Below are 26,487 nucleotides of genomic sequence, written 5' to 3' on the forward strand. Positions count from 1 at the left end.
GGCCCCGCCCCGCGTGTGGCGCGCGCGTGCCGCGAGTAGACTGGAGCGCGTGCCTCTGACCGGAATCACCACCACCCTGCGCGCCCACCCGACCTTCGCCGACGCCGTCTCCGCGCTCGCCGACCCGAGCCACCGGGCCGGTACCATCAACGCCGTCAAGGGCCTGTGGCCGGCGCTCGTCGCCGACGCCGCGGCCGCCGGCACCGTGCTCGTCGTCACCGCCACCGGCCGCGAGGCCGAAGAGCTCGCGACCGCGCTCGCCGACCACCTGGCGCCCGACCGGGTGGCCGTGTTCCCGAGCTGGGAGACCCTGCCCCACGAGAAGCTCTCGCCGCGCTCCGACACCGTCGGCCGCCGCCTGTCCGTGCTGCGGCGGCTCGCCCACCCGCGCCCCGACGCGCCGCTGTCCGTGGTCATCGCTCCGGTCCGTGCGCTGCTCCAGCCGCTCGTCAAGGGACTCGGGGCGCTCACACCCGTCGAGCTCGCGACCGGTGACACCGTCGAGCTCTCCGCGCTCGCCGCGCAGCTGTCCGACCTCGCGTACTCGCGCGTGGACATGGTGTCCCGCCGCGGGGAGTACGCGGTGCGCGGCGGCATCCTCGACATCTTCCCGCCGACGGAGGACCACGCGCTGCGCCTCGAGTTCTTCGGCGACGAGATCGACGAGATCCGCCCCTTCGCCGTCGCCGACCAGCGCTCCCTGCCCGTCGCCGAGGGTGCCGAGTTCCGGCTCTGGGCCCCGCCCTGCCGCGAGGTGCTCCTGACCTCGGCGGTCCGCGAGCGGGCCCGCACGCTCATCCCGATCCTGCCCGCGGCCCGCGAGATGCTCGAGAAGATCGCCGACGGCATCGCGGTCGAGGGCATGGAGTCGCTCGCCCCCGTGCTCGCCGACGGCATGGAGCCGCTCATCGCCTGCCTGCCGGAGCACACCCGGATCGTCGTCACCTCCCCGGAGAAGGTCACCGCACGCGCCGAGGACCTCGTCGCCACGACGGCGGAGTTCCTCGCCGCCGCCTGGACCGGCGCTTCGGGCGGGGGCGAGGCACCGATCGACCTGTCCGCGGCGAGCTTCCGCACGCTCGCACAGACCCGCGAGGCCGCCGCCGCGATCGGCCTGCCGTGGTGGGAGGTCGGCGGGTTCGCCGTCGACTCCGAGCTCGTCGGCGACTCCGAGGTCGTCATCGACATCGACGCCCGCGCCCCGCGCGGCTACTCCGGCGAGGTCGAGGCGATCCTCGCCGACGTCCGCGCCCTCACCCACGCGTCCTGGCAGGTCTACGTCCTCACCGAGGGCAAGGGGCCCGGGACCCGGCTCGTCGAGGTGTTCACCGAGGCCGAGGTGCCCGCCGCCTTCGCCGACGACCTCGCCGCCCCCGGCACCCCGGGCACGGTGACGGTGACGACCGCCGCGGCGTACGGCGGCTACGTCATCGAGTCGGAGAAGCTCGCCGTGCTCACCGAGGCCGACGTGCTCGGCCGGGCGGCGGCCGCCTCGACGAAGGACATGCGCCGCCTGCCGGCCCGCCGCCGGCGCAACCAGGTCGACCCGCTCGACCTCAGCCCCGGGGACTTCGTCGTCCACGAGCAGCACGGCGTCGGCCGCTTCGTCGAGCTCGTGCAGCGCACCTCGGGCCGCGGGGAGGCCGCCCGCACCCGCGAGTACCTCGTCATCGAGTACGCGCCGTCCAAGCGCGGCCAGCCCGGGGACCGCCTCTACGTGCCCTCGGACTCCCTCGACCAGGTCACCCGCTACGTCGGCGGGGAGAGCCCGAGCGTCAACAAGATGGGCGGCTCGGACTGGTCGAAGACGAAGGCCCGCGCCCGCAAGGCGGTCAAGGAGATCGCCGGCGAGCTCATCCGCCTCTACTCCGCCCGCCGCGCCACCCGCGGCTTCGCGTTCTCCGGGGACTCGCCCTGGCAGCAGGAGCTCGAGGACGCCTTCCACTACGTCGAGACCCCCGACCAGCTCACGACGATCGACGAGGTCAAGGCCGACATGGAGAAGGAGATCCCGATGGATCGCCTGATCTGCGGCGACGTGGGTTACGGCAAGACCGAGGTCGCGGTGCGCGCGGCGTTCAAGGCGATCCAGGACGGCAAGCAGGTCGCCGTCCTCGTGCCGACCACGCTGCTCGTCCAGCAGCACCTCGGGACCTTCGCCGAGCGCTACTCCGGCTTCCCCGTGAGCGTCGGGGCGCTGTCGCGCTTCCAGACCCCGGCGGAGAGCCAGAAGGTCAAGGACGACCTCGCTGCCGGCACCCTCGACGTCGTCATCGGCACCCACCGGCTGCTCTCCGGCGAGGTCCGGTTCAAGGACCTCGGCCTCGTCATCATCGACGAGGAGCAGCGGTTCGGCGTCGAGCACAAGGAGACCCTCAAGGCGCTGCGGACGAACGTCGACGTGCTCGCGATGAGCGCCACCCCGATCCCGCGCACCCTCGAGATGGCCGTCACCGGGATCCGCGAGATGTCGACGCTGGCGACCCCGCCGGAGGAGCGCCACCCAGTCCTCACCTATGTGGGCCGCTACGAGGACCGGCAGGTCACCGCCGCGATCCGGCGCGAGCTGCTGCGCGAGGGCCAGGTGTTCTACATCCACAACCGGGTGCAGGACATCGAGCGGGTCGCCGGCCACCTCGCCGAGCTCGTGCCCGAGGCGCGGATCGCCGTGGCCCACGGCAAGATGAGCGAGGCGCGCCTCGAGCAGGTCATCGTCGACTTCTGGGAGAAGCGCTTCGACGTGCTCGTGTGCACGACGATCGTCGAGACCGGGATCGACATCGCGAACGCGAACACCCTCATCGTCGACCGCGCCGAGCGGATGGGGCTGTCCCAGCTCCACCAGCTGCGCGGCCGGGTGGGCCGCGGCCGCGAGCGCGCCTACGCCTACTTCCTCTACCCGCCCGACCACATGCTCACCGAGACCGCGCACGACCGGCTGCAGACGCTCGCCTCGCACACCGAGCTCGGCGCGGGCATGCAGGTGGCGATGAAGGACCTCGAGATCCGCGGTGCGGGCAACCTGCTCGGCGGCCAGCAGTCCGGGCACATCGAGGGTGTGGGCTTCGACCTCTACGTCCGGCTCGTCGGCGAGGCGGTCGCGAACTTCCGCGGCGACGGGCCCGTCGAGGAGCCGGAGATGCGCGTCGAGCTGCCGATCGACGCCCACCTGCCCACCGACTACGTGTCCCACGAGCGGCTCCGGCTCGAGGCCTATCGCAAGCTCGCCGCCGCGGCGAAGGAGGAGGAGATCGCCGAGGTGCTCGCCGAGCTCACCGACCGCTACGGCCCCTACCCGGCCTCCGTCGAGGTGCTCGCCGACATCGCGCGGCTGCGGATCCGGGCGCGGGCGTCCGGGGTCGCGGAGATCGTGGCGCAGGGGAACTTCATCCGCTTCGCCCCCGTCGAGCTCGCCGACTCCCAGCTCGTCCGCCTCAAGCGCCTCCACCCGAAGTCGCTCGTCAAACCCGCGATCCGCTCGATCCTCGTGCCCAAGCCGCAGGCCGGCACCGGGTTCGACAAGCGGGACATGACCGATACCGAGCTCATCGACTGGGTCACCGGCTTCCTCGACCAGATCCTCCCCGCCCCGGACCCGGTACCCGCCCCGGATGCGGCCGAGGTGCCCGCCGGGACCGCCGAGGCGTCTGCCGGGACCTCCGCCGGGACGGCCTGACATGGAGTGGGAGCGGCCGAACACGAGCACCCTCGCACCCGCCGAGGTCATGGCCTACATCCGCGCCCGCTGCCCGTGGGCGGCCGCCCACACGCACACGAGCCTGCAGAAGTACCTGCTCGAGGAGACCCACGAGCTCATCGCCGCGCTCGACGCGCACGCGGCCGCCGGGACCCCGGTGACCCGGGCCGAGGTCGTCGCGGAGCTCGGCGACGTCCTCTACCAGGTGCTGTTCCACGCTGCCCTGCTCGATGCCGCCGACGGTGACGATGACGGCGGTGAGGCGAACGGTGACGATGGCGGCGGGGACAGCGACGGCGCTGCGGGCGACCTTCCCCCGGCGACCGCGCTCCGCGGGGAGCCGGCCGCACCCCGTGCGATCGACGAGGTCGTCGCCGGGCTGACCGCCAAGCTCATCCGCCGCCATCCCCACGTCTTCGACTCCGACGGACCCGTCGATCTCCGGGAGGTCGAGCGCCGCTACGAGGCGGTCAAGGCCGCCGAGCGCGCCGCGGCCGGCGCGGCGGGGGAGCAGCCTGCGCACCCTACCCCGGGTCCCGAGGCAGCGCCCCCGGCAGGGGAGGCGACGAGCGATCGGGCGGAGCAGGCGCGCGCCTCGTTCGCCTCGGTCCCGGTGACCCTGCCTGCGCTGACCCGCGCCCAATCCGTGCTCGGCCGCATCGACCGCCTCGAGCTGCCCGTGCCGGACGCTCCGGGCGCTCAGGGCGAGGCCGCCGCGATCGGTGACGAGCTGTTCGACCTCGCCGTGCGCGCCCAGGCCGCCGGCATCGATGCCGAGGCCGCGCTGCGTGGGGTAACCTCCGAGGTGGAAGCGGCGGCGATCCGCGCTGCCGCCCGGGAGCCCCGGGGAGGAGAGCGCCCATGACGCACACCACCGAACCCGCGCCGTCGACGGCGCAGGCCTCCGCACGCATCCCCGTGCCGGGCACCTTCAACTTCCGCGATCTCGGCGGCCACCTCGCCCCCGACGGACCCGTGGCCACGGGCCGTCTGTTCCGCTCCGACGGGCTGGCCCACCTCACCCCCGACTCCCACCGGATGATCGACGCGCTCGGCATCCGCTCCGTCATCGACCTGCGCGAGACCAAGGAGTCCGCCTCCGCCCCGGACGCCCTCGGTGCACCGGTGCGCCCGGCGGGCCCTGCGCTCGACCACATCCGGCTCCCGCTGTTCGGCGACCGCTACTACCCGCTCGAGGCCGACCACCCCGAGCGGCTGCAGCTGCCCGACCACTCCCTGCCGACGATCTACGCGGCCGTGGTCGAGAACTGCGGGGAGCGCATCGCCGACACGATCCGGCTGCTCGCCGACGCCTCGGCTCCGGTCCTCTTCCACTGCTCGGCCGGCAAGGACCGGACCGGGATCGTCTCCGCCTTCGTCCTCACCCTGCTCGGGGTGGACCGGGCGGACGTGCTCGACGACTACCAGGCCACCGAGCGCTACCTCGGCGCGGAGTTCCTCGAAGCGATCAGCCGCAACTTCGCGCAGGCCGGGATCGTCGCGAACCTCTCCCACACCGCCACCCAGGCGCCGCGGGAGTACATGGCGGACCTGCTCGCGCGCGTCGACGCCGAGCACGGCTCCGTCGAGTCCTATCTCACCGGCCACGGGCTCGCACCGGCGGAGATCCACCGGCTGCGCAAGGTCTGTCTGACCCACGGGTGAGCCGCGGTCTCCGGCCTGCACTAGGGTGGGCCGTGGTGGAGTTCTCCGCCGTCGAACTGTGAACGCGACAGAGGAGCAGGCATGGCCGAAATTCTTGCAGCCAATGCACGAGAGATTCTTGATTCCCGCGGCAACCCCACCGTCGAGGTGGAGGTGCTGCTCGAGGACGGCTCGGTCGGCCGGGCCGGAGTGCCGTCGGGCGCATCGACCGGTGAGTACGAGGCCGTCGAGCTGCGGGACGGCGATCCCGAGCGCTACCTCGGCAAGGGCGTGCAGGGCGCGATCGACGCCGTGCTCGACGAGATCAACGACGCGATCGCCGGCATCGAGGCCGACGACCAGCGCCTCGTCGACCAGGTGATGATCGACCTCGACGGGACCGACAACAAGTCCCGACTCGGCGCCAACGCGATCCTCGGCGCCTCGCTCGCCGTGGCCCGGGCCGCCGCGATGTCCGCCGACCTGCCCCTCTACCGGTACCTCGGCGGGCCCAACGCCCACGTCATGCCGGTGCCGATGATGAACATCCTCAACGGCGGCTCCCACGCGGACTCGAACGTCGACATCCAGGAGTTCATGATCGCCCCGATCGGAGCGGCGACCTTCCGCGAGGCCCTCCAGTGGGGTGCCGAGGTCTACCACGCGCTCAAGGCCGTGCTCAAGAAGCGCGGACTGTCCACCGGGCTCGGCGACGAGGGCGGCTTCGCCCCCAACCTCGACTCCAACGCCGAAGCCCTCGACCTCATCATCGAGGCGATCGAGAACGCCGGCCGCCGCCCGGGCAAGGACATCGCGCTCGCCCTCGACGTCGCCTCGAGCGAGTTCTGCGAGAACGGCACCTACACCTTCGAGGGCGGGTCGAAGACCGCCGCGGAGATGACCGCCTACTACGCCGAGCTCGTCGAGAAGTACCCGCTCGTGTCGATCGAGGACCCGCTCGACGAGAACGACTGGGACGGCTGGATCGGACTCACCGACGAGCTCGGCGACGCCGTACAGATCGTCGGCGACGACCTCTTCGTCACCAACCCGGAGCGCCTGCAGCGCGGCATCGAATCGGGTGCCGCGAACTCACTGCTCGTCAAGGTCAACCAGATCGGCTCGCTCACCGAGACCTTCGATGCGGTGTCGCTCGCGCAGACCCACCAGTACACCGCGATGATCTCCCACCGCTCGGGCGAGACCGAGGACACGACGATCGCCGACCTCGCCGTCGCGACGAACGCCGGGCAGATCAAGACCGGTGCGCCGGCCCGCTCCGAGCGCGTCGCGAAGTACAACCAGCTGCTGCGGATCGAGGAGCAGCTCGGCGACGCTGCGCGGTACGCCGGGCGTGCGGCGTTCCCGCGCTTCCGCGCCTGAGCACGGGTCCGATCGCTCGGCCCGGGTGAGTTCGCCCGGATGAGCCGGAGACGGGTCCGGGCCCGCTGAGCAGGGCCGATCCGTGCGGACACACCGGGGTCAATCCCCGTCGGGGAAGGGAAGGCAGGGCACACTGGGTGTGTCGCGCCTTCCCTTCCCCTATGTGCGATTCCCGAGGTGTCATGAGCAAGCAGCGCAGGCGAGCCAGGTCGAGACCGGCCTCTGCCGCGCCCCCGCGCAGCCGCACCGGCACCTTCCGCAGCACCCGCCCCGCCGCCGTCGCGGCCGCCGATCCCGAATCGGTCGACGTCACCGCGGCCGGCCGGCGGATCTCCCTGCGCAGCCTCATGCTCATCGCCGTCGCGGTGGTGCTCGTGCTGATGTTCGCCCCGAGCATCAGCACCGGGATCCGCCAGTGGCAGCAGATCTCCGCGTTGGAGAAGGACATCGCGACCACCGGCGAGGAGGTCGAGCAGCTCAAGGACAAGCAGGAGCAGCTCCACGACCCGCGCTACATCGAGCGCGTGGCGCGGGAGGAGCAGTTCTACGTCAAGCCGGGGGAGGACGCCTACATCGTCGTCGACGACACCGTCGGCGACACCACCGCGGAAGGCGCCTCGACCGACGCCTCCGGCGACCGCGTCGACCGTCCCGTCCGGTCCCAGCCCTGGTACATCGAGCTCCTCGACTCCCTCAGATCCGTGGGCTACGCGACCAAGGAATCCGCCCCGCCGGAGGAGACCGAGCGCGGGAGCGGCGACGAGGAGCGGGACGCGGCCGCCGCGCGACACAGCACCGAGACCGGAACCGAGGACAGCCGATGATCACCCCGTGCACCACTGCCGACACCGCCACGATCCGCGAGCAGCTCGGCCGGATGCCGCGCGGCGTCGTGGGAGTCGCCGCCCGGTCGGCGGCCGGCGAGCCGCTCGTCGTCGCCACCGCGCCGCGCCTCGAGGACGGCACGCCGTTCCCCACCACCTACTACCTCACCCACCCGGACTACGTCGCCGAGTGCTCGCGCCTCGAGGCCTCCGGGGTGATGGCCGAGTGGACCGCCGAGGTCGCCGCGGACGAGGACCTCGCCGCCGCCTACCGGGCCGCCCACCGCGCCTACCTCGCCGCTCGCTCGCGGATCGGGAAGGATGCCGGGCTCGCCGAGGTCGAGGAGATCAGCGACTTCTCCGCCGGCGGCATGCCCACCCGCGTCAAGTGCCTCCATGCGCTCGTCGGCCACGCGCTCGCCGCCGGCCGCGGCGTCAACCCGATCGGCGACCGCGCCCTCGACCTCCTCGAGGGCGTGCCGAAGCCCGCCTGAACCCGCCCGGACGCCGCACGCGGCACGGGCCGGCGGCACCCGCGCCGCCTGCATCCGCAGGCCCCCGCCCGGCTCGGACCGGACGCCGACTGTCCTAGAGTGAAGCCATGACACGTGTAGCCGCCTACGACTGCGGAACCAACTCCCTGCGCCTCCTCGTCGCCGACATCACCGGCGACCGGATCACCGAGCTCGCCCGGGAGACGACCATCGTGCGCCTCGGCCAGGGCATCGACGCGACCGGCGAGTTCGCGCCCGAGGCGCTCGCGCGGACCTTCGCCGCGTGCGAGGAGTACGCCGCGATCGTCGGACCGCTGGCCCCGGAGGCGCAGCGCTTCGTCGCCACCTCCGCCAGCCGCGACGCCGGCAATCGGGAGGAGTTCTTCACCGGGGTGCGCGAGCGCCTCGGCCTCGATGCCGAGGTCATCACCGGCCGGGAGGAGGCCGAGCTGTCCTACCTCGGCGCGGTGTCGGGAGTCGCGGACGCGTCGACCACAGCGCCCTACCTCGTCATGGACCTCGGCGGGGGATCGACCGAGCTCGTCCTCGGCACCGACACGGTCGAGCAGGCCTTCAGCATGGACATCGGCTCGGTGCGCCTCACCGAGCGCCACCTCCGCTCCGATCCGCCCACGGAGGGCGAGGTCGCAGCCGCGCTCGCCGACATCGACGCCGCGTTCGCCGAGGCCGAGCAGCACGTCGACGTGTCCCGCGCCCGGACCTTCGTCGGCGTCGCCGGGACCATCACGACGATCACCGCTGCCGCTCTCGACCTCCCGGCCTACGACCGCGAGGCCATCCATGGAGCCGAGCTCACCGCCGAGCAGACCGCAGACACGACGCAGCGGCTCCTCGGGATGACCAGCGAGGAGCGCGCCGGGCTGCCGTACATGCACCCGGGCCGTGCCGACGTCATGGGCGCCGGCGCCCTGATCTACGCCCGGCTGCTCGAGCGGATCGGGCAGCGCGTCCGGGACGCCGGCGGCGAGCTGCGGATCCTCACGAGCGAGACCGACATCCTCGACGGCATCGCGCTGGGCCGGGCGCGCGACGCCCAGGCCTGAGATGACGCGGGTTCCGGTGGGCGGCGCGCGGGCGCCTGGCGCGGTGCGCGGTGCACTCGGCGGGGTGTGCGCGCTCGCGCTGCTCCTCGGGGGGCAGATGCCTGCGCTCGCCGTCGCCGGCGAGGTGCTCGGCCACGGTGCGGCGGCCACCTCGGCGGCGTTCCCGGCCTCGGCCGCGGTGCCGTCTGCGGCCGCGGTGCCCACCTCGGCGGCGGTGCCCGGCACCGGGGTCGCGCCGCCGGAGTCCGCGGTCGAACCCGAGCCGGCACCGGAGGAGTCCGCGCCCGGCACCGCCCCGGACGGCGGCCCCGCGGCCGGCCCGGGCCAGTGGTTCATCGAGGACTACGGCATCGACGAGCTGTGGGAGCAGACCACCGGGGACGGGGTGAGCGTCGCCGTCATCGACTCCGGGGTCGACGATGCGCACGAGAACCTCACCGACACCGTGCGCGATGCGCGCGACTTCAGCGGCTCGGGCACCGACGGCCGCACCCCGATCGGACCGGAGGCCAACCAGCACCACGGCACCGCGGTGGCCGGGGTCATCGCCGGCAACGGCGACGGGGCCGGGCCGACGGGGGTGGCCCCGGACGCGGAGCTCCTGTCCGCCTCGATGTGGCTGGGCTCCGGCCTGCCCGAGGGCGCGAAGTCCTCCCGCGAGCAGGCCGTCGACGCGATCCGCTGGGCCGTGGACAGCGGCGCCTCGGTCATCAACATGTCGCTCGGCTGGGACGACCCGGCCTGGCCCGAGTCCTGGGACGAGGTCTTCGCCTACGCCTACAGCAAGGACGTCGTCATCGTCGCCTGCGTCGGCAACAGCTCGCAGGGTGCGACCCAGGCGTGGTCCCCGTCCACCGTCCCCGGGGTCGTCGGGGTCGGTGGCCTGGGCCAGGACGGTCAGGTGCGCCACCCCTCGACCGCACCCGGCACCGCCGTGGACGTCATGGGCCCGGCCGAGGAGATCCCCGTCCCCTTCCACACCGGCGGCTACGCGCAGGCCGCCGGCTGCTCCTTCGCCGCCCCCGTGGTGTCCGGCGTCGTCGCACTGCTCCGCAGCGCGCACCCCGAGCTCAGCGCGGACGAGGTCGTCGCCGCGCTGGAATCGACGGCCACCGCGGTGCCCGGCCACGACGGGCGCAGCACTCCGGAGTCACCGGACCCGGTGATCGGCTGGGGGAGGATCCAGCCGGTGTCCGCATTCGAGTCCGGACCGCCCGCCGAGGTGCCCGTCGCGGCCGAGGAGCTCGCCTCCTGGGTCCACATGCACCGGCAGGCCCCCGCCGAGGACGACGAGGGCCCCACCGCATCCGCAGGCGCGCCCGAATCGCAGGCCGCGACCGAACCCGGTGGTGCGCGGCCCGCGGCCCGCACCCCCGTGCTCGGACCGGTCGTGCTCATCACCGGGGGCGCGACCGCACTCGCGCTCGCCGCGCTCGCCCTCGTCCGGGCCCGCCGCGCCGCCCGGGCGACAGCCCCCGCGGAGTCCGCGGACGGCCCGGCAGACGATCCCGGGGAGGACCCTGCAGACAGCCCCGGGGAGGGCCGCGGAACCCGGTAGTGAAAGTTTTCACAAAGCGTTAGCATGAGGACATGGCTTTGATCAGAAACAGCAAACTGCGTCCTCGTATCCTCATCGTCGGCGGCGGCTCCGTGGGCCTGCTCGCTGCTCAGCACCTGCTCAAGAACCTGGGCCGGGGAGAGGCGACGGTCACCGTCGTCGACCCGAACCCGTACATGACCTACCAGCCGTTCCTCCCGGAGGTCGCCGGCGGCAACATCGAGCCGCGCCACGCCGTCGTGCCGCTGCGCCGCAACCTCAAGGGCGCGGAGGTCATCACCGGGGCCGTCACCCGCATCGACCACGCTGCGAAGTTCGTCGTCGTCGAGCCCGAGGGCGATGAGCCGTTCGAGCTCGACTACGACCAGATCGTGCTCGCCGCCGGCTCCGTCGCCCGCACCCTGCCGATCCCGGGTGTGGCCGAGGAGGCCATCGGCCTCAAGCGCATCGAAGAGGCCGTCGCGCTGCGCGACCACGTCCTCAACCGCATCGGCGAGGCGTCCCTCATGGAGAACGACGAGCAGCGCCGCCGCGCCCTGACCTTCGTCTTCGTCGGCGGCGGCTTCGCCGGCATCGAGGCGCTCGCCGAGCTCGAGGACCTCGCCCGCTCCGCCGTGGGCCAGTACGAGACCCTCACCGAGGCCGACCTCCGCTTCGTCCTCGTCGAGGCGATGGGTCGCGTCATGCCCGAGGTCGGGGAGGCCCAGGCCCGCTGGGTCGTCGATCACCTGCGCGAGCGCGGCATCGACGTCTACCTCGAGACCTTCCTCCAGGACTGCACCGACAAGCACTGCAAGCTCTCCAACGGCGAGGAGTTCGACGCCGACACCATCGTGTGGAGCGCCGGCGTCAAGGCCAACCCGGTCCTCGTCGACTCGGACCTGCCGATCGACGAGCGCGGCCGCGTGACCGTGCGCGCCGACCTCCGGGTCGAGGGCGAAGAGGGCGTCGTCGACGGCGCCTGGGCGGCCGGCGACAACGCCGCCGTCCCGGATCTGTCCGGTGGGGGAGTCGGCGGCTTCTGCGTGCCGAACGCCCAGCACGCCGTGCGCCAGGCCCCGGTCCTCGCCGCGAACCTGCTCGCCGCGCTGCGCGGGGAGACCGAGTTCCAGCAGTACTTCCACAAGACCATCGGCTCCGTGGCGGGTCTCGGCCCGTACAAGGGCGTGTCGCAGATGGGCAACTTCGAGGCACGCGGCCTGCTCGCGTGGCTCATGCACCGCGGCTACCACGGCTACGCGATCCCGACCGTGGACCGCAAGGCCCGTGTGTTCGGCAACTGGGCGCTCAACCTCGTCTTCGGACGCGACTCGATGCCGCTCAAGGATCTCGACGTGCCGCGCAAGGCCTTCGTCGAGGCCGCGCACTCGAAGCCGGCTCCCAAGAAGGAGCCCGCGAAGGCCTGATCACCCCGGCCTGCCGGTCCACGTGACCGACGCCGCCGCGCCCCGCCTCGGACTCCGAGGCGGGGCGCGGTGCGTCTGCGCTGCGGTGGTGCGGGTCGACGGAGGGTGCGACTCGTAATCGCATCCCTGTGTAGGCTGAGATCACCGGCTCCGCGCGGTGGTGATGCACACCCGGAGCCTGCGCCCTCGTAGCCCAATCGGCAGAGGCAGCCGACTTAAAATCGGTTCAGTGCGGGTTCGAGTCCCGCCGGGGGCACCAGCGTCACGTGTCGCACTCTCACCCCCGGAGCGGGCGGTGAGCCCCCAGCCGGGCACGACCGCCGCGGCCAACATGATGATGTCGCAGGCCACGGCGATGGACTGCGGGGTGCCGGCGTGTGCTCAGTCCTGCGGGCCTCCGCAGTCGGGGAACGCCGAGCCGCTCGGTTCGTGGGCGGAGTACGCGGCGAGGAATGCACCGGCGATGATCGAGTAGCCCTCGGCGTTGGGATGCAGGCCGTCGGAGAGCGTGTCCACGGTGCCGCGGAGCGGATAGCCGAGGTCGAGGTACTCGACCGCGCGCGCCTCGGCCGCGGTCCGGATCTCGTCCCCGAGCTCGTCGAGCCGCTCGGCAGGGACGTCGTCGCGGTGGAACGGCGAGGTGGCGACGATCGGGGTGTCGGGCAGCGCATCGCGCAGGCCTCCCAGGGTCCTGGCGATCGCAGCCCGCTGATCGGCGTCGGCGGAGTTCGCCGCCGTCGACACGACGACGATGTCCGGTTCCGCCTCGATCGCCTCCGGGACCCGGTCGACGTAGGCCGTGTTCGGGCGGACCCGATTGCTCACCGCGTAGCTCGAGCCGCTGACCGCGATATTGACCTCGTTCCATCCCTGCTGCCGGGCGACGATCGTCGACCAGCGTTCCGACTCGGTGTCGACGCCGGCACCGACGGTGAACGAATCGCCCATGAACACGGCGGTGGGCTCGTTGAGGCAGCCGTGTGCGGCGGTCGGGTCGCCGCTCGGCGCGCCCTCCGCGGGGCCGTCGGCCTGGCGCGGGGCACCGGTGCAGGCGGTGAGGAGGAGTGCGGCGAGCCCGGTGACGGCGAGGAGGGTGCCGCGGACCGACTGTCGGGCGGTGCGGGGATGAGTGGTGCGGGGACGAGGTGCCACCGGGCTCCTTCGGGATGCGGGCGGTGTGCTGGGCCGCTCACGATCGTACCGGCGGTCTCGGTGCCGGTCCCACCTGCCCCGGTGACGCGGGTTCGACCGGCGGCGGGCACCTCGGGAGCGGCAGTCCGGGGGAATGACAGGACCGGGATGCTCACACTGCGGCGGTTCACTCGCAGTTCACATGCGGGTGAATAGACTGGGAACACGGCCATTCGAAGGAGAATCATGCATCCTCACCAGCGCGAGAACCTGCGCGAGTACATCGACAAGCTGCGGCTCGAGGGGTACACGGTCCAGGAGGGGCACACTGCGGACCCCGACCTCATCGACCCGGGCGGCAAGGCCGTGGAGACCTGGCGCGAAGGCTACCCGTACGACGAGCGGCTCGATCGCGAATCCTACGAGATGGAGAAGTACAAGCTCCAGATCGAACTGCTGAAGTTCCAGTACTGGGGTCAGGACAACGGCCTGCGCCACGTGCTCCTGTTCGAGGGGCGCGACGCGGCCGGCAAGGGCGGCACGATCAAGCGCTTCACCGAGCACCTCAACCCGCGTGCGGCTCGCGTCGTGGCGCTCAACAAGCCCTCGGACCGCGAGCAGGGCCAGTGGTACTTCCAGCGCTACGTCCAGCACCTGCCCACGGTGGGCGAGATCGTGCTGTTCGACCGCTCCTGGTACAACCGCGGCAACGTCGAGCGCGTCATGGGCTTCTGCTCCGACGAGGAGTACGAGACCTTCATGCGTCAGGCCCCGGTGTTCGAGCAGATGCTCCTGGACTCCGGGATCCACGTGACGAAGTTCTGGTTCTCCGTCACCCAGCACGAGCAGCGCACGCGGTTCGCGATCCGCCAGCTCGACCCGGTGCGGCAGTGGAAGCTCTCGCCGATGGACCTCGAATCGCTCGACAAGTGGGAGGAGTACACGGCGGCGAAGGAGGCGACCTTCCTCCGCACGGACACCGACTACGCACCGTGGGTGACGATCAAGTCGAACGACAAGAAGCGCGCCCGCCTCAATGCGATGCGCTACTTCCTCAACCAGTTCGAGTACGACGGCCGCGACGACTCGGTGGTCCACCCGGCCGACGAGAAGCTCGTGCAGCGCGGACGCGACGCCGTCGGCGACTGAACCGCAGGGCCTCGCACGGGCAGATCCTGTCCGACTGCGCGGTATCCGAAGAGCGACGCGCAATTGCGCGCTTCGTCTCGGATACCGCGCAGTTCGCGTGTAGAGCGAGAGAGAACGGGGCCGGGTGACAGGGGAAAGCCACCCGACCCCACGTGTGTGGCGGCCTGCGTTCGGTCCGCGCCGCGGCCTTGGCTCAGACGGTCCCGGTGCGCTTCGCCTCGGTGCGCTCGGCCTTGCGGGCCTTCCGGCGCGCGCCCGCCCCCATGAAGCTCAGGAGCAGCGGGATCAGGGCGCCGAGGAGGATGATGACGCCGACCGCGATCCCTGCATCGATCCAGAACGGGGCGGGGAACAGGCGGATGAGCGCGTCGTCGAGGTAGAACTGCCAGGTCCCCTGATCGAAGAACAGGGTGTGGAAGCCGGTGAAGAACCGGTCCCAGCCGAGCATCGCGAGCACCGCCAGGGCGACCGCGGCGACGAGCGTGAGGAGCGCGCCCCAGCGGATGCTGTGGCGCAGACCCGGGCCGGTGCGGCGGGACAGGTAGAGCGCGAACACGACGCCGACGACCGCGGCGATGACGCCGACGAGGTAGAGCAGCTGGACGAGCGCCTTGACGTCGGCCATGTGCGTGATCTCCTCGGCCGCGAACACCGGCACCCCGTTGGGCAGGACGACATCGGCGAGGTAGCGGCTCGAGTCGAGGTTGTTGAGGTAGTCGACGGCATAGGAGCCGTAGTGGAGCCGGTCGTCGGAGGTGAAGCCGTAGTCGTCGACCGGGAACCCGGGACGGTAGAAGTACTCGAACTTGAGGAACAGGCCGGAGGCGACTGCGCGCACCGCGATCGCGGCGAGGACGAACGGCATCGCGAGCGTGATCCAGATCGTGCCGATGACGTCGAGCGCACCGAATCGGCCGGTGCCGGGCACGTCGACCTCGCGCGAGCGGTCTCCGCGGACATCCGCAGTGCCCTTCCGGCCGGCCTTCCCGGTCTTCCCGGTCTTCCCGGCACCGCTCGTGCCCGCCGCCGAGGCGCCTGCGCCGGCTGCTGTGCCGCCGCCGAGGATCGCCCACTCCTCATCGGAGAGCAACGCCGGCTTCCCGGAGCCCGCGCCCGTGTCGGCACTTGCCTGAGCAGGCTTCGCCGCGGTGTCGGTGCCGGCCGAGCGTGCCGGGGTCTCCCGGGTGGGGCCGGGGTCGTCGTGGAAGGTGTCGAAGGCCTGGGTGTCCTCGAGATGCGAACCGGAGGCCCGGTCGTCGGCCGCCGGGGCGCGGGACGGTTCGGTCCCGGAGCTCAGGCGGCGCGAGAGCAGGTCATCGGAGTTCTTCGGGTCATCGGTAGCCACCCCACCATTGTTCGTCCCCGGCCCGGCCGCGCGGCGGACCGACACGCACTAGCGCCGAACTCGGGGCGCCGCTCAGCCGCCGAGGAGCACCGCGACGACGATCATCGTCGGCACGGACAGCACCGTGGTGATGAACACCGCGTCGCGGGCCAGCCGCTCGGCCTGGTTGTACTGCATCGCGTAGATGTAGACGTTCTGCGCCGTCGGCAGCGCGGAGGTCACGACGATGCCGAGCAGGTCGAGCCCGGAGTATCCGAGGAGCGGACCGCCGATCGCCCAGGCGATCGCCGGCTGGGCGAGAAGCTTGAGCACGGTGATGAGGGTGAGCTGGCGGCGCGAGCCGGGCGCCGGCAGCGTCCAGCCGTCCTTGAGGGAGATCCCGAACGCGAGCAGCGCCCCGGGCACCGCGATCGCCCCGAGCATCCCGAGCGGCTCGTGGATCACTCCGGGCAGCCGCACGCCGGCGACCGAGCACACGACGCCCACAGCGGCACCGATGACGATCGGGTTGCGGAGCACGACGACGATCGCCGTCCACCACTCCCGGGTCGCACCCGGCCGGGTCGCGTCGAGCAGCGCCATGCTCACCGGACCGAGCACGACGAGCTGGAACAGGAGCACCGGTGCGACGTAGCTCAGATCGCCGAGCACATAGGTGGCGATCGGGATGCCGAGGTTGCCGATGTTGACGTAGCCGATCGACATCGCGCTGATCGTCGACTCCCCGAGCGAGCGCCTCCGCCACCACTTCGTCACGATGAAGCCGAGCACCGCGAGGAGCACCGCCGAACCGCCCGTCGCCAGCAGCGCGGAGGAGAAGATCATCCCGACATCGGTCTCGGCGAGGGTGACGTAGAGGAGCGCGGGGGTCGCGGCGTAGAACACGAGCTTGGCGATGACCTGCTGCCCGGACGGCCCGAGCACCCCGCTGCGGCCGAGAAGCAGGCCGGTGAGCACGACGACGGTGATGACGCCGAAGCCCTCGAGCACTCCGATCACCGCTGCCTCCTTCTCGCTCCGCGCCCGGTCCCGCGCACGGGCCGGCCGGCCCGCCCGTGCGCCTCGGCCCACCTGCGTGCCGCGACCCAGCCTAGACCCGCAGCCGCGGAGGCGAGCGGCCGACCGCACTGCGGGCACGGTGCACGGCCGCGGCGCAGTGCCCGCCACCCGTGCCCGCCACCCGTGCCCGCCGCCCAACGGCATGACCCCGCCACCCGTGCCCGCAGCCCGTGCTCGCCAGCCGGCACCTCGCGTCCCGGTAGTCTGGGAGCCGTCATGACCGAGAACCGATCGTCCCGCCCCGCCCGCCGCCGCGGCTCCCGCTCCCGGGGCCGCGGCCACCAGGAGAACGACCGCGGCCGCCGCGGCCCGCGCGAGAACCGCCGCAGCGCCGCCCTGCGCACCGCGCGCCAGGGCTTCGCCCCGCACATCACCTATCCGCCGCAGCTGCCGGTGAGCGAGCACCGCGACACCATCGCCGCGGCGATCCGTGACAATCAGGTCGTCATCATCGCCGGTGAGACCGGCTCGGGGAAGACGACGCAGATCCCCAAGATCTGCCTCGAACTCGGCTACGGCATCGACGGGATGATCGGCCACACCCAGCCGCGCCGGATCGCCGCCCGCGCGGTCGCCGCCCGCCTCGCCGAGGAGCTCGACGCGGAGCTCGGCGGGGGCATCGGCTACCAGGTGCGCTTCACCTCGCAGGTCGCCGACAGCACCCGGGTCAAGGTCATGACCGACGGCATCCTCCTCGCCGAGCTCCAGCACGATCGCCGGCTGTCGGCCTACGAGGTCATCATCATCGACGAGGCGCACGAGCGCAGCCTCAACATCGACTTCCTCCTCGGCTCCCTCGCCCGGCTCCTCAAGGAGCGCCCGGACCTCAAGGTGATCATCACCTCGGCGACGATCGACCCGGAGTCATTCGCCGCCCACTTCGACGACGCCCCGATCATCCGCGTCTCCGGCCGCACCTACCCCGTCGAGGTCCGTTACCGCCCGCTCACCGATGACACCGCCGCATCCGACGACGACGCCGACGGCCCGGGTGCCGACGGCGACTACGAGGCCGGGGCGGCGGACCAGACCGAGGGGATCCTCGCCGCGGTCGACGAGCTCCTCGCCGAACCCCCCGGCGACATCCTCGTGTTCCTGTCCGGCGAGCGGGAGATCCGCGACACCGCCGAGGCGCTCGGCAGCCACCTCGCGCGCCGCCCGCGCACCCAGCACTGGGAGGTCATCCCGCTGTTCTCCCGGCTGTCGTCCGCGGAGCAGCAGCGGGTGTTCGCCGCCCACCGGAACCCGCGCATCGTCCTCGCCACGAACGTCGCGGAGACCTCGCTCACCGTGCCCGGCATCAAGTACGTCATCGACGTCGGCACCGCCCGGATCTCCCGCTACTCCAACCGCACCAAGGTCCAGCGCCTGCCGATCGAGCGGATCTCGCAGGCGAGCGCGAACCAGCGGATGGGCCGCTGCGGGCGCACGAGCGACGGCATCTGCATCCGGCTCTATTCGGCCGACGACTTCGCCTCCCGCCCCGAGTACACCGATCCGGAGATCCTGCGGACCAACCTCGCCAGCGTCATCCTCCAGATGTGCTCCCTCGGATTCGCCCGCACCGAGGCCGACATCACCGGCTTCCCCTTCCTCACCCCGCCCGACCCCCGCGCGGTGCGCGACGGCCGGATGCTCCTCGGCGAGCTCGGCGCGCTGCGTCACGACGGGGACGCGATCCGGCTCACCGGGATCGGCCGGAAGCTCGCCCGGCTGCCGATCGATCCCCGGCTGGCGCGGATGCTGCTCGCCGGGGCCGAGGCGGGATGCGGCGGGGAGGTCGCCGTCATCGTCGCCGGGCTCTCCATCCAGGACCCGCGCGAGCGCCCCACCGAGGTGCGCGCCGAGGCCGATGCGCTCCACGCCCGCTTCCGCGACGAGGCGAGCGACTTCCTCTCCCTGCTCACCCTGTGGAACCATCTCCAGGACTCCGCGGCGACCCTGTCGTCCTCGAAGTTCCGCCGGCTCTGCAAGGCGGAGTTCATCAACTTCGTCCGGGTGCGCGAATGGCAGGATCTCGTGAGCCAGCTCCGCTCGCTGCTCGGTGGGGCCGGCGTCCACATCGAGCGCTCCCGGTGGCGCCCCCTCGAGGAGGAGGAATCCGGTGCCGCCGGGGCGGTCGGTGCGCCTGCCGGGGACGCCGGCGGCGGACGGCTAGGCGCTCAGCAGGGTGGGAAAGCCCAGCAGGGTGGGAAGCCCCGGGGCCCTTATGACGACGAAGCGGTGCAGATCCACCGTGCGCTGCTCACCGGCCTGCTGTCGATGATCGGCGTGCGCACCGAGACCGGGCGCGGCGACCGGGCGGGCGGACGCTCCGGGCGCGGTGAGCGCGGCGGGCCGGGCCGCGAGTACCAGGGTGCGCGCGGCACCCGGTTCGCGATCTTCCCCGGCTCCGGCCTCAGCCGGTCACGGCCGGAGGTCGTCGTGGCCGCCGAGCTCGTCGAGACCTCGCGGCTGTGGGCGCGCACCGTCGCCGTCGTCGAACCCGAATGGATCATCGAGGCCGCCGGACCGCTCGCGCTGCGCCGGCACAGCGAACCCCACTGGTCGCAGCGCAGCGGTTCGGCGATGGCCTACGAGACGGTGACGCTCTACGGGGTGACCCTGAGCAGCGACCAGCGGGTGGGCTACGGGAGGATCGATCCGGTCGTGTCCCGCGAGCTGTTCATCCGCCACGCGCTCATCGACGGCGAATGGCGGGAGAGCCACGCCTTCCTCCGCCGCAACGCCGCCGCGATCGCCGAGGCCGAGGAGCTCGCCTCCCGGGTCCGCAACCGACGCCTGCTCGCCGAGGACGAGGTGCTCTTCGACTTCTACGACGCCCGCCTGCCGGAGACCGTGGTATCCGGCGCCCACTTCAACTCCTGGTGGAAGACGGTCCGGCAGGACCAGCCCGAGCTCCTCGACATCCCGGTCGAGGCGCTGCTGAGCGACGACTCCGCCCAGCTGTCCTCCCGGGCCGCCGCCGACTTCCCGCTCGAGTGGCCCCTGCCCGACGGCACCGCCGCCCGGCTGCGCTACGCCTACGACCCCGGCTCGACGTCTGACGGGGTGACCGTCGAGATCCCCGCCGACGCCCTCGAGACCGCCGATGCCGACGCCTTCACCTGGCAGGTGCCCGGCCTGCGCCACGAGCTCGTCACCGCGCTCATCCGCTCCCTGCCCAAGGCCAAGCGCCGCTACTTCGTGCCCGCCCCCGACGTCGCCTCCGAGGTCCTCGCCGGCCTCACCCCGTACGAGGGCCGGCTGCCCGAGGTGCTCGCTGCGTCGCTCACCGCCCGCGCCGGGGGAGGGGAGCTCACCGACCTCGTGCCGATCACCGTCACCGCCGACGACTTCGACCGCACCCGGATCCCGCCCCACCTCGTCATGGAGTTCGCCGTCATGCGCGGGGACACGGCAGTGACCCGCGACCGGGACCTCGGCGCCCTGCGCACCGCGGTCCCCGCCCCGGCACCGGCAGCCCGCGCCACCAGCACCGGGTTCGCCGAGCGCACCGGGCTCACCGGCTGGACCTTCGGGGAGCTGCCGGGGCCGATCGAGCAGGGGTCGGTGACCCTTCACCTCGGCCTCCGCGACGACGGCGACGCGGTGACGCTCACCGTGTTCCGGGACGCAGACGAGGCGCGCCGGGAGACGCAGCGCGGCATCGTCCGACTCCTCGCCCTGCGCCAGACCGAGGCGCTCGCGCACGTCACCCGCGAGCTGCCCAATGCCGACAAGCTCGTGCTCGGCGCCCACCGGACCCCGGGCCACGACCCGCTCGAGGACGCGGTTCTCGCAGCGATCGCCGGACTGCCGGCAGTGCAGGAGGACGGTCCGGCGGTGCGGACGGAAGTCGAGTTCGAAGCGCTCGCCGTGCGGGTGAACGCTGCGATCATCGCCGCCCTCGAATCGACCGCGGCGCTCGTCGCGGAGATCCTGCGGCTCGGCGACACGCTCGACCGTGCGGTGACGAAGGCCTCCTCGCTGACGCTGCTCGCCAACCTCGCCGACGTCAAGGACCTGCGCGCCGACCTGCTCGCCGTCGGCTTCGTCTCAGCGACCCCGCCGGCGCAGCTGCGCCGCCTGCCGGTGTACCTCGCCGCCGCGCTGCACCGGGTGGAGAAGATGGGGGAGTCCGCCGGCCGCGACAAGCAGCTCATGGACCGCGTCCGCGCCGTCGAGGCGAGCGTGCGCACCAAGCTCACCCGGACCACCCGCCTGGAGCCCGCCCCGACCGCGCAGCTGAGCGCCCGGCTGGGGGAGGACTGGAACCGCGTGCTGTGGGACCTCCATGAGCTGCGGGTCTCCCTCTTCGCCCCGCACCTCGGCACCGCCCACACCGTGTCCGAGCAGCGCATCGCGAAGGCGCTCGCGAAGATCTGAGGCCGCGCAGGCCTGCCGGCGAATGGAAGGTCCCCCGATTCCTGCAATCTCCCGCGCACCCTGACCAGGATCCGGGGGAGGGTGCAGGAATCGCGGGGTTTCCGCGTCCAGACGGGCCGGGCGCGCTCGGCCGCGGGCTCAGTGGCCGAAGATCAGGCGGAGGCTGATGAGCACCATGACGATGCCGATCGCGATGTCGACGATCTGCCACACCCGGGGCCGGGCGGCGTACGGGGCGAGCGCATGGGCGCCGAACCCGATCGCTGCGAACCAGGTGATCGATCCGAGGACCGCGCCGGCGGTGAACGCCCAGCGGTCCGTCCCGAGCTGGTTCGCGAGGCTGCCGATGAGGAGCATGGTGTCGATGTAGACGCCGGGATTGAGGAAGGTCAGCGTGAGCGTGGTGATGATGACGGTCCGCAGCCGCACGGAGCCCCGGGCCGCGGTGAGCCCCTCGGGTTTCGCCGCGGAGCGGAACGAGGTGTAGGCGAACCACAGCAGGTACGCCGCGCCGCCCCAGCGCAGCAGGTCGAGGAGGATCGGCGCGCGCTCGACCACCGCGCCGATCCCCGCGGTGCCGAGCACCATGAGCAGCGCGTCGGCGACCGAGCAGATGACGACGACGAGCGCGACGTACTCGCGCCGCATGCCCTGCCGCAGCACGAAGGCGTTCTGCGGGCCGACGGCGATGATGAGGGACCAGCCGGTGAACATCCCGGTGATGACATGTGTGAGCACGCAGTCGACTCTAGATCCGGCCCGGTATCAAGTGAAGCGCAAGAAAATCATCGTGATGCACAATTGCTTCATGCATGCCGATCAGCTCGCCGCTCTCCGCGCCGCCGTCGACCACGGCTCCTTCGAGGCCGGAGCCCGTGCGCTCCACATCACGCCCTCGGCCATGAGCCAGCGCATCCGCACGCTCGAGGCGGGCGTCGGCAGCGTGCTCGTCCTGCGCACCCTGCCGGTCGCCGTCACCGAGGCCGGGCAGGTCATCCTCCGCCTCGCCCGCCAGATCGACCTGCTGGAGACCGAGGCGCTGTCCCGCCTGCCCGGGCGCACCGCGGACGCGGAGAGCGGGGGCGGGGCCGAGGTGCTCGCCCTGCGGATCACCGTCAACGCCGATTCGCTCGCCACGTGGTTCCGACCGGTCTTCGACGCCGCCGCGACGTGGACGGATGCGGTGCTCCAGGTCGAGATCGCCGACCAGGACAAGGCCGACCGGGCGGTCGCCGAGGCGCAGTCGATGGGGGCGACCTCGTCGCGCGCCCGGCCCCACCACGGCTGCCGGGTCACTCCGCTCGGAGTCATGCGCTACGTCGCCGTGGCCGTGCCCGAGCTCCTCGAACGCTGTCCGGCCGGCCCCGGAGCGCCGCAGGGGCTGCACGCCGACATCCACCGGATGCCGATGGTCGACTACGGGCCCGACGACGAGCTGCAGGGGAGGTTCCTCGCCCGCTGGGATGCCGTCCGTCCGCAGCGGCGCACCCTCGTGCCGAGCTCCGCGGAGTTCCTCGCCGCGGTCGAGGCGGGGCTCGGCTGGGGCATGCTCCCCGAGCTCCAGCTCGCCGGCAGCACCGCCGAGCTCATGCCCATCGCGGCTGCCGGTCGGAACCACATCGACGTGCCGATCCACTGGCACCGGTGGAAGATGCCCTCGGACGTGCTCGAGCGCCTCGAGACCGCAGTCGTCGATGCCGCGCGCGTGCTGCGGCCGTTCGAGGAGGGGGCACGGCGCCGCAGGTGAACGGCGGCGGGCGCCGCGGCTCAGGCGGGGCCGGTGAGGCCGAAGAGCAGCCAGCTCACCGGCAGCAGGGCGGCGCAGGCGAGTGCGCCGAGCGCCCAGCCCACCCGCCAGCGCCACGTCCGGCGCCGCGTGCCCACCCACAGGCACACGAGCGTGCCGAGCAGGGAGACGAAGCCGGCGAGCGTGAGGAGCACGAGCCCGACGATCGTCCACGTGTCCGTGCCGAGGCTGACGACGTAGAAGCCGATCTGCCCGATGAGCAGGGAGAACTGGACGGACAGCCACAGCAGGGGGAGCGCGCCGAGCGCGGCGGCGATGAGCGGCAGGCGGCGCAGCCAGCGGTCGCCGGCGGTGCGGTCGCGGGCGACCCGCGAGTACTCGGACTCTTCCATCACCGCCCACAGTAGCCGCTGACACGATAGGATGCAGGTGACCCGGCACCCACCCGGTGCCTCAGCTTCTCGAGGAGCCGCCCGTGCGCATAGCGCTGTTCGCCACCTGCATCGTCGACGCGATGTACCCCGATGTCGCCAAGGCCACCGTGCGCATCCTCGAGCGGCTCGGCCACGAGGTCGTGTTCCCGGCCGGCCAGGCCTGCTGCGGGCAGATGCACATCAACTCCGGCAAGTTCCGCGAGGCCTACCCCGTGGTCCGCAACCACGTGGAGGCCTTCGAGGCCGAGGACTGGGACCACGCCGTCGCCCCGAGCGGCTCCTGCGTTGCGAGCCTCGGCCACCAGCACCCGATGATCGCCGAGCACAACGACGACCCGGAGCTCTCCGCGCGCGCCTCCGCCGTCGCCTCCCGCACCTACGAGCTCGCCCAGCTCCTCACCGATGTGCTCGGCGTGACCGACGCCGCCGCGCAGCTCGGCTCGTACTTCCCGTACTCCGTTGTCCACCACAGCTCCTGCCACGGCATGCGCCTGCTCCGGCTCGGCGACCGGCAGCTCGACCTGCTCCGCAGCGTCGAGGGGGCGACCGTGGTGGAGCCGGAGCACCCGGATGCGTGCTGCGGGTTCGGCGGCACGTTCTCGGTGAAGAACCCCCAGGTGTCCGCGGCGATGCTCAGCGACAAGGTCGACGCGCTCGTCACCACCGGGGCCTCCGTGTGCTCCGGCGGGGACGCCTCGTGCCTCATGCACATCGGCGGCGGGCTGCAGCGCACCCGCGAGCTCATGCCCGCTCAGGCCGGCGTGCCGCGCACCGTCCACCTCGCGGAGATCCTCGCCTCGACGAAGGAGGACCCGCTCGTGCTCGAACCCCTGGACGCCCCCGCGTCCCGGACACCGGCGCGGAGCAGCCGCGCCTCCCGGCTGCGCGCGACGCTGAGGAGCACACCGACCGACCGGACGACGGGAGCCCTGCGATGAGCGTCACCCACCTCGGCATGCCGACCGTGCCCGGCAAGGGCAACATCGTCGAGCCCTCGCCGTTCCCGCAGGTCGCCGAGCTCGAGCTCGGCAAGATCCAGATGCGCACGAACCTGGCGCGGGCCACCTCGACGATCCGCGGCAAGCGGCTCGCCCGCGTCGCCGAGGTGCCGAACTGGGAGGAGCTGCGCGACCACGGCTCGGCGGTGAAGACCGCGGTCATGGACCGTCTGCCGGAGCTCCTCGAGCAGTTCGAGCACAACGTCACCGCGCGCGGCGGCCACGTCCACTGGGCGCGCGACGCCGACGAGGCGAACGCGATCGTCGCCCGGCTCGTCGAGGAGCACGCCCCGGTGCTCGACACCGGCCGGCGCGAGGTCATCAAGGTCAAGTCGATGGCGACGCAGGAGATCGGCCTCAACGAGCACCTCGAGGAGATCGGGATCGACGCCTACGAGACCGATCTCGCCGAGCTCATCGTGCAGCTCGGCCACGACCGGCCCAGCCACATCCTCGTCCCCGCCATCCACCGCAACCGCCGGGAGATCCGCGAGATCTTCCTGCGCGAGATGCCCGACGTCGATCCTGACCTCACCGACGACCCGACCGCGCTCGCCGAGGCGAGCCGCAAGCACCTGCGCCGCAAGTTCCTCTCCACCCCGGTCGCGGTGTCCGGGGCGAACTTCGGCATCGCGGAGACCGGCACCCTGTCCGTCGTCGAGTCCGAGGGCAACGGCCGGATGTGCGTGACCCTGCCCGAGACCCTCATCACCGTCATGGGGATCGAGAAGATCCTGCCGCGGTTCGCCGACCTCGGCACCTTCATGCAGCTCCTCCCGCGCTCCTCGACGGGCGAGCGGATGAACCCCTACACCTCGTTCTGGACCGGCGTGACCCCTGGCGACGGACCGCAGAACGTCCACGTCGTGCTCCTCGACAACGGCCGCACCCGCGCCCTCGCCGACGAGCACGGCCGGCAGGCCCTCCACTGCATCCGCTGCTCGGCATGCATGAACGTGTGCCCGGTCTACGAGCGCACCGGCGGGCATGCCTACGGCTCGGTGTACCCCGGGCCGATCGGCGCGATCCTGTCCCCACTGCTCACCGGCACCGACGCCGGGGCCAACGACACCCTGCCGTACGCCTCGAGCCTGTGCGGGGCCTGCTACGACGCCTGTCCGGTGAAGATCGACATCCCGCAGATGCTCGTGCGCCTGCGCAACGAGGACACGGAGACGAAGGCCCGGAAGACCGGTCGGCTGCCCCGCACCCAGCTCGACGCCGCGCTCACCGCGGCCTCCTGGGTGATGTCCGACGGCCGCCGGATGGCGGTCGCGGAGAAGAGCCTGCCGCTCGCCCACCTGCTCACCGGCCCCGAGGGCATCCGCAGCCTGCCCGGCGTGGCGGGGAAGTGGACGCACTCGCGCACTCTGCCGCAGCCGCCCGAACAGTCGTTCCGGTCCTGGTGGAAGAAGGAGCGTGGCACCCGATGAGCCCGCAGACCGCCCGCGCCGAGGTGCTCGCGCGCATCCGCTCCGCCCTCCGCCGCGACGACGCACCCGCCGGCAGCGCATCCGCCGAGCCGTCCGGCCCGGCCGGAACCTCGGCCGCGGCATCCGCGGCCGCCGCGCAGGTCGGCCCCGCGCCGGCCGATCCCGGCCCCCACCCGGACGGGGACGCGCTCATCGAGCTGCTCACCGACCGGCTGCTCGACTACGACGCAAGCGTCTCCCTGCTCACCGCGGCCGAGGTGCCCGCCCGCATTGCCGAGCTCCTCACCGGGGCGCGCACGATCGTCGCCCCGCACGACCTCGACCCCGCCCACCTCGCCGGGCTCACCGCCGAGGTGCTCCCCGACTCCGCCGACGCCCCGCTCGACCTCGCGACCCTCGATTCCGTCGACGCCGTCGTCACCGCCTCGACCGCGGCGGTCGCCGACACCGGCACGATCGTGCTCAGCGGCCCGCAGTGCGGTAGGCGCGCGATCACTCTCGTGCCCGACCACCACATCTGCCTCGTGCGCACCGCCGACATCGTCAACCGGGTGCCCGCGGCCGTGGAGATCATCGAGGAGCGCGGACTCGTCGAGCACCCTCAGACCTGGGTGTCGGGGCCCTCGGCGACCTCCGACATCGAGCTCGAGCGCGTCGCCGGGGTGCACGGCCCGCGCACCCTCGACGTCATCCTCGTCACCGGCTGATCCCGGTGCCCCGGGGCGGTCCGGGGCACCGGCACCGGGTCCTGCC

20 protein-coding genes and 1 tRNA gene are annotated in these 26,487 nt (G+C 72.4%); 16 read left to right on the forward strand and 5 right to left on the reverse strand.

All coding sequences use genetic code 11. The features are described from left to right. The first annotated feature begins 49 nt into the window (after window positions 1-49). From mfd to FDF13_RS07815, 10 genes are all read left to right on the forward strand, one after another. The gene (mfd, locus tag FDF13_RS07770; RefSeq protein ID WP_137319148.1) at window positions 50-3,676 is read left to right on the forward strand and encodes a transcription-repair coupling factor; all 3,627 of its coding nucleotides are present in this window, start codon (window positions 50-52) and stop codon (window positions 3,674-3,676) included. 1 nt (window position 3,677) lies between these two features. Next, the gene (locus FDF13_RS07775; protein ID WP_137319149.1) at window positions 3,678-4,562 is read left to right on the forward strand and encodes a MazG nucleotide pyrophosphohydrolase domain-containing protein; all 885 of its coding nucleotides are present in this window, start codon (window positions 3,678-3,680) and stop codon (window positions 4,560-4,562) included. Continuing rightward, on the forward strand, window positions 4,559-5,362 hold the full coding sequence (locus FDF13_RS07780) for a tyrosine-protein phosphatase (protein WP_137319150.1): 804 nt from the start codon (window positions 4,559-4,561) through the stop codon (window positions 5,360-5,362). The genes FDF13_RS07775 and FDF13_RS07780 overlap by 4 nt, the downstream gene beginning before the upstream one ends. An 81-nt stretch (window positions 5,363-5,443) precedes the next feature. Further along, the gene (gene eno, locus FDF13_RS07785; protein WP_137319151.1) at window positions 5,444-6,724 is read left to right on the forward strand and encodes a phosphopyruvate hydratase; all 1,281 of its coding nucleotides are present in this window, start codon (window positions 5,444-5,446) and stop codon (window positions 6,722-6,724) included. Window positions 6,725-6,906: 182 nt separating this feature from the next. Next, complete coding sequence (locus FDF13_RS07790) at window positions 6,907-7,548, forward strand: septum formation initiator family protein (protein ID WP_175406911.1); 642 nt, start codon at window positions 6,907-6,909, stop codon at window positions 7,546-7,548. After that, on the forward strand, window positions 7,545-8,042 hold the full coding sequence (locus tag FDF13_RS07795; RefSeq protein WP_137319153.1) for a DUF501 domain-containing protein: 498 nt from the start codon (window positions 7,545-7,547) through the stop codon (window positions 8,040-8,042). The genes FDF13_RS07790 and FDF13_RS07795 overlap by 4 nt, the downstream gene beginning before the upstream one ends. A 107-nt stretch (window positions 8,043-8,149) precedes the next feature. Next, window positions 8,150-9,106, forward strand: a complete 957-nt coding sequence (locus tag FDF13_RS07800) for a Ppx/GppA phosphatase family protein (protein WP_137319154.1) — start codon at window positions 8,150-8,152, stop codon at window positions 9,104-9,106. A 43-nt stretch (window positions 9,107-9,149) separates the two neighbouring features. After that, window positions 9,150-10,664: a S8 family serine peptidase gene (locus FDF13_RS07805; RefSeq protein WP_254668736.1), complete on the forward strand. Its 1,515-nt coding sequence runs from the start codon at window positions 9,150-9,152 to the stop codon at window positions 10,662-10,664. Between the two features lie 32 nt (window positions 10,665-10,696). Then, window positions 10,697-12,070 (forward strand): NAD(P)/FAD-dependent oxidoreductase, encoded by a 1,374-nt coding sequence (locus tag FDF13_RS07810; protein ID WP_137319155.1) that lies wholly within the window; start codon window positions 10,697-10,699, stop codon window positions 12,068-12,070. Window positions 12,071-12,252: 182 nt separating this feature from the next. Then, a tRNA-Leu gene (locus tag FDF13_RS07815) sits at window positions 12,253-12,329 on the forward strand. A 122-nt stretch (window positions 12,330-12,451) separates the two neighbouring features. Here FDF13_RS07815 and FDF13_RS07820 read toward each other — a convergent pair. Beyond that, entirely contained in the window at window positions 12,452-13,222 is a 771-nt protein-coding gene (locus tag FDF13_RS07820; protein WP_137319156.1) for an SGNH/GDSL hydrolase family protein, read from the reverse strand. A 225-nt stretch (window positions 13,223-13,447) separates the two neighbouring features. On the opposite strand from FDF13_RS07820, the gene ppk2 reads away from it, so the two are divergent. Continuing rightward, window positions 13,448-14,350: a polyphosphate kinase 2 gene (ppk2, locus tag FDF13_RS07825; protein WP_137319157.1), complete on the forward strand. Its 903-nt coding sequence runs from the start codon at window positions 13,448-13,450 to the stop codon at window positions 14,348-14,350. Between the two features lie 193 nt (window positions 14,351-14,543). Here the strand turns inward: ppk2 and FDF13_RS15260 are convergent, their stop codons facing one another. Next, window positions 14,544-15,695 carry a TIGR01906 family membrane protein gene (locus tag FDF13_RS15260; protein ID WP_254668737.1) on the reverse strand — a complete coding sequence of 384 codons (1,152 nt, stop codon included), beginning with the start codon at window positions 15,693-15,695 and terminating at the stop codon, window positions 14,544-14,546. Between the two features lie 72 nt (window positions 15,696-15,767). Next, on the reverse strand, window positions 15,768-16,694 hold the full coding sequence (locus FDF13_RS07835) for an AEC family transporter (RefSeq protein ID WP_137319158.1): 927 nt from the start codon (window positions 16,692-16,694) through the stop codon (window positions 15,768-15,770). Window positions 16,695-16,970: 276 nt separating this feature from the next. Between FDF13_RS07835 and hrpA the strand changes: the two genes are divergently transcribed. Next, the gene (gene hrpA, locus FDF13_RS07840) at window positions 16,971-21,122 is read left to right on the forward strand and encodes an ATP-dependent RNA helicase HrpA (protein WP_137319159.1); all 4,152 of its coding nucleotides are present in this window, start codon (window positions 16,971-16,973) and stop codon (window positions 21,120-21,122) included. 138 nt (window positions 21,123-21,260) lie between these two features. Here the strand turns inward: hrpA and FDF13_RS07845 are convergent, their stop codons facing one another. Continuing rightward, complete coding sequence (locus FDF13_RS07845) at window positions 21,261-21,836, reverse strand: LysE/ArgO family amino acid transporter (RefSeq protein WP_137320430.1); 576 nt, start codon at window positions 21,834-21,836, stop codon at window positions 21,261-21,263. 94 nt (window positions 21,837-21,930) lie between these two features. Here FDF13_RS07845 and FDF13_RS07850 point away from each other — a divergent pair, with 94 nt between their 5' ends. Further along, window positions 21,931-22,869 carry an ArgP/LysG family DNA-binding transcriptional regulator gene (locus FDF13_RS07850; RefSeq protein ID WP_137319160.1) on the forward strand — a complete coding sequence of 313 codons (939 nt, stop codon included), beginning with the start codon at window positions 21,931-21,933 and terminating at the stop codon, window positions 22,867-22,869. Between the two features lie 20 nt (window positions 22,870-22,889). On the opposite strand, the gene FDF13_RS07855 is transcribed toward FDF13_RS07850, so the two are convergent. Beyond that, the gene (locus tag FDF13_RS07855; protein WP_137319161.1) at window positions 22,890-23,261 is read right to left on the reverse strand and encodes a hypothetical protein; all 372 of its coding nucleotides are present in this window, start codon (window positions 23,259-23,261) and stop codon (window positions 22,890-22,892) included. A gap of 83 nt (window positions 23,262-23,344) precedes the next feature. Here FDF13_RS07855 and FDF13_RS07860 point away from each other — a divergent pair, with 83 nt between their 5' ends. From FDF13_RS07860 to FDF13_RS07870, 3 genes are read left to right on the forward strand one after another with little or no spacing between them, the layout of a single operon-like run. Further along, a complete protein-coding gene (locus FDF13_RS07860) occupies window positions 23,345-24,241 on the forward strand; it encodes a (Fe-S)-binding protein (RefSeq protein ID WP_137319162.1) in 897 nt (298 codons plus the stop codon). Beyond that, window positions 24,238-25,734, forward strand: a complete 1,497-nt coding sequence (locus FDF13_RS07865; protein ID WP_137319163.1) for a lactate utilization protein B — start codon at window positions 24,238-24,240, stop codon at window positions 25,732-25,734. Before FDF13_RS07860 ends, FDF13_RS07865 begins: the two co-directional genes overlap by 4 nt. Then, on the forward strand, window positions 25,731-26,441 hold the full coding sequence (locus FDF13_RS07870; RefSeq protein WP_137319164.1) for an LUD domain-containing protein: 711 nt from the start codon (window positions 25,731-25,733) through the stop codon (window positions 26,439-26,441). Before FDF13_RS07865 ends, FDF13_RS07870 begins: the two co-directional genes overlap by 4 nt. Window positions 26,442-26,487 lie beyond the last annotated feature (46 nt).

This window comes from Brevibacterium sp. CS2, from assembly GCF_005280295.1.
Classification (GTDB): Bacteria; Actinomycetota; Actinomycetes; order Actinomycetales; family Brevibacteriaceae; genus Brevibacterium; species Brevibacterium pityocampae.

Excerpts from the sequence above, each read along its gene's own strand:
- FDF13_RS07780 (WP_137319150.1), top strand. The coding sequence starts at position 4,559 with ATGACGCACACCACCGAACCCGCGCCGTCGACGGCGCAGGCCTCCGCA.
- hrpA (WP_137319159.1), top strand. The coding sequence starts at position 16,971 with ATGACCGAGAACCGATCGTCCCGCCCCGCCCGCCGCCGCGGCTCCCGC.
- FDF13_RS07810 (WP_137319155.1), top strand. The coding sequence starts at position 10,697 with ATGGCTTTGATCAGAAACAGCAAACTGCGTCCTCGTATCCTCATCGTC.
- FDF13_RS07845 (WP_137320430.1), bottom strand. The coding sequence starts at position 21,836 with ATGTTCACCGGCTGGTCCCTCATCATCGCCGTCGGCCCGCAGAACGCC.
- FDF13_RS07800 (WP_137319154.1), top strand. The coding sequence starts at position 8,150 with ATGACACGTGTAGCCGCCTACGACTGCGGAACCAACTCCCTGCGCCTC.
- FDF13_RS07865 (WP_137319163.1), top strand. The coding sequence starts at position 24,238 with ATGAGCGTCACCCACCTCGGCATGCCGACCGTGCCCGGCAAGGGCAAC.
- ppk2 (WP_137319157.1), top strand. The coding sequence starts at position 13,448 with ATGCATCCTCACCAGCGCGAGAACCTGCGCGAGTACATCGACAAGCTG.
- FDF13_RS07850 (WP_137319160.1), top strand. The coding sequence starts at position 21,931 with ATGCATGCCGATCAGCTCGCCGCTCTCCGCGCCGCCGTCGACCACGGC.
- FDF13_RS07790 (WP_175406911.1), top strand. The coding sequence starts at position 6,907 with ATGAGCAAGCAGCGCAGGCGAGCCAGGTCGAGACCGGCCTCTGCCGCG.
- FDF13_RS07870 (WP_137319164.1), top strand. The coding sequence starts at position 25,731 with ATGAGCCCGCAGACCGCCCGCGCCGAGGTGCTCGCGCGCATCCGCTCC.
- FDF13_RS07855 (WP_137319161.1), bottom strand. The coding sequence starts at position 23,261 with ATGGAAGAGTCCGAGTACTCGCGGGTCGCCCGCGACCGCACCGCCGGC.
- FDF13_RS07775 (WP_137319149.1), top strand. The coding sequence starts at position 3,678 with ATGGAGTGGGAGCGGCCGAACACGAGCACCCTCGCACCCGCCGAGGTC.
- eno (WP_137319151.1), top strand. The coding sequence starts at position 5,444 with ATGGCCGAAATTCTTGCAGCCAATGCACGAGAGATTCTTGATTCCCGC.
- FDF13_RS07795 (WP_137319153.1), top strand. The coding sequence starts at position 7,545 with ATGATCACCCCGTGCACCACTGCCGACACCGCCACGATCCGCGAGCAG.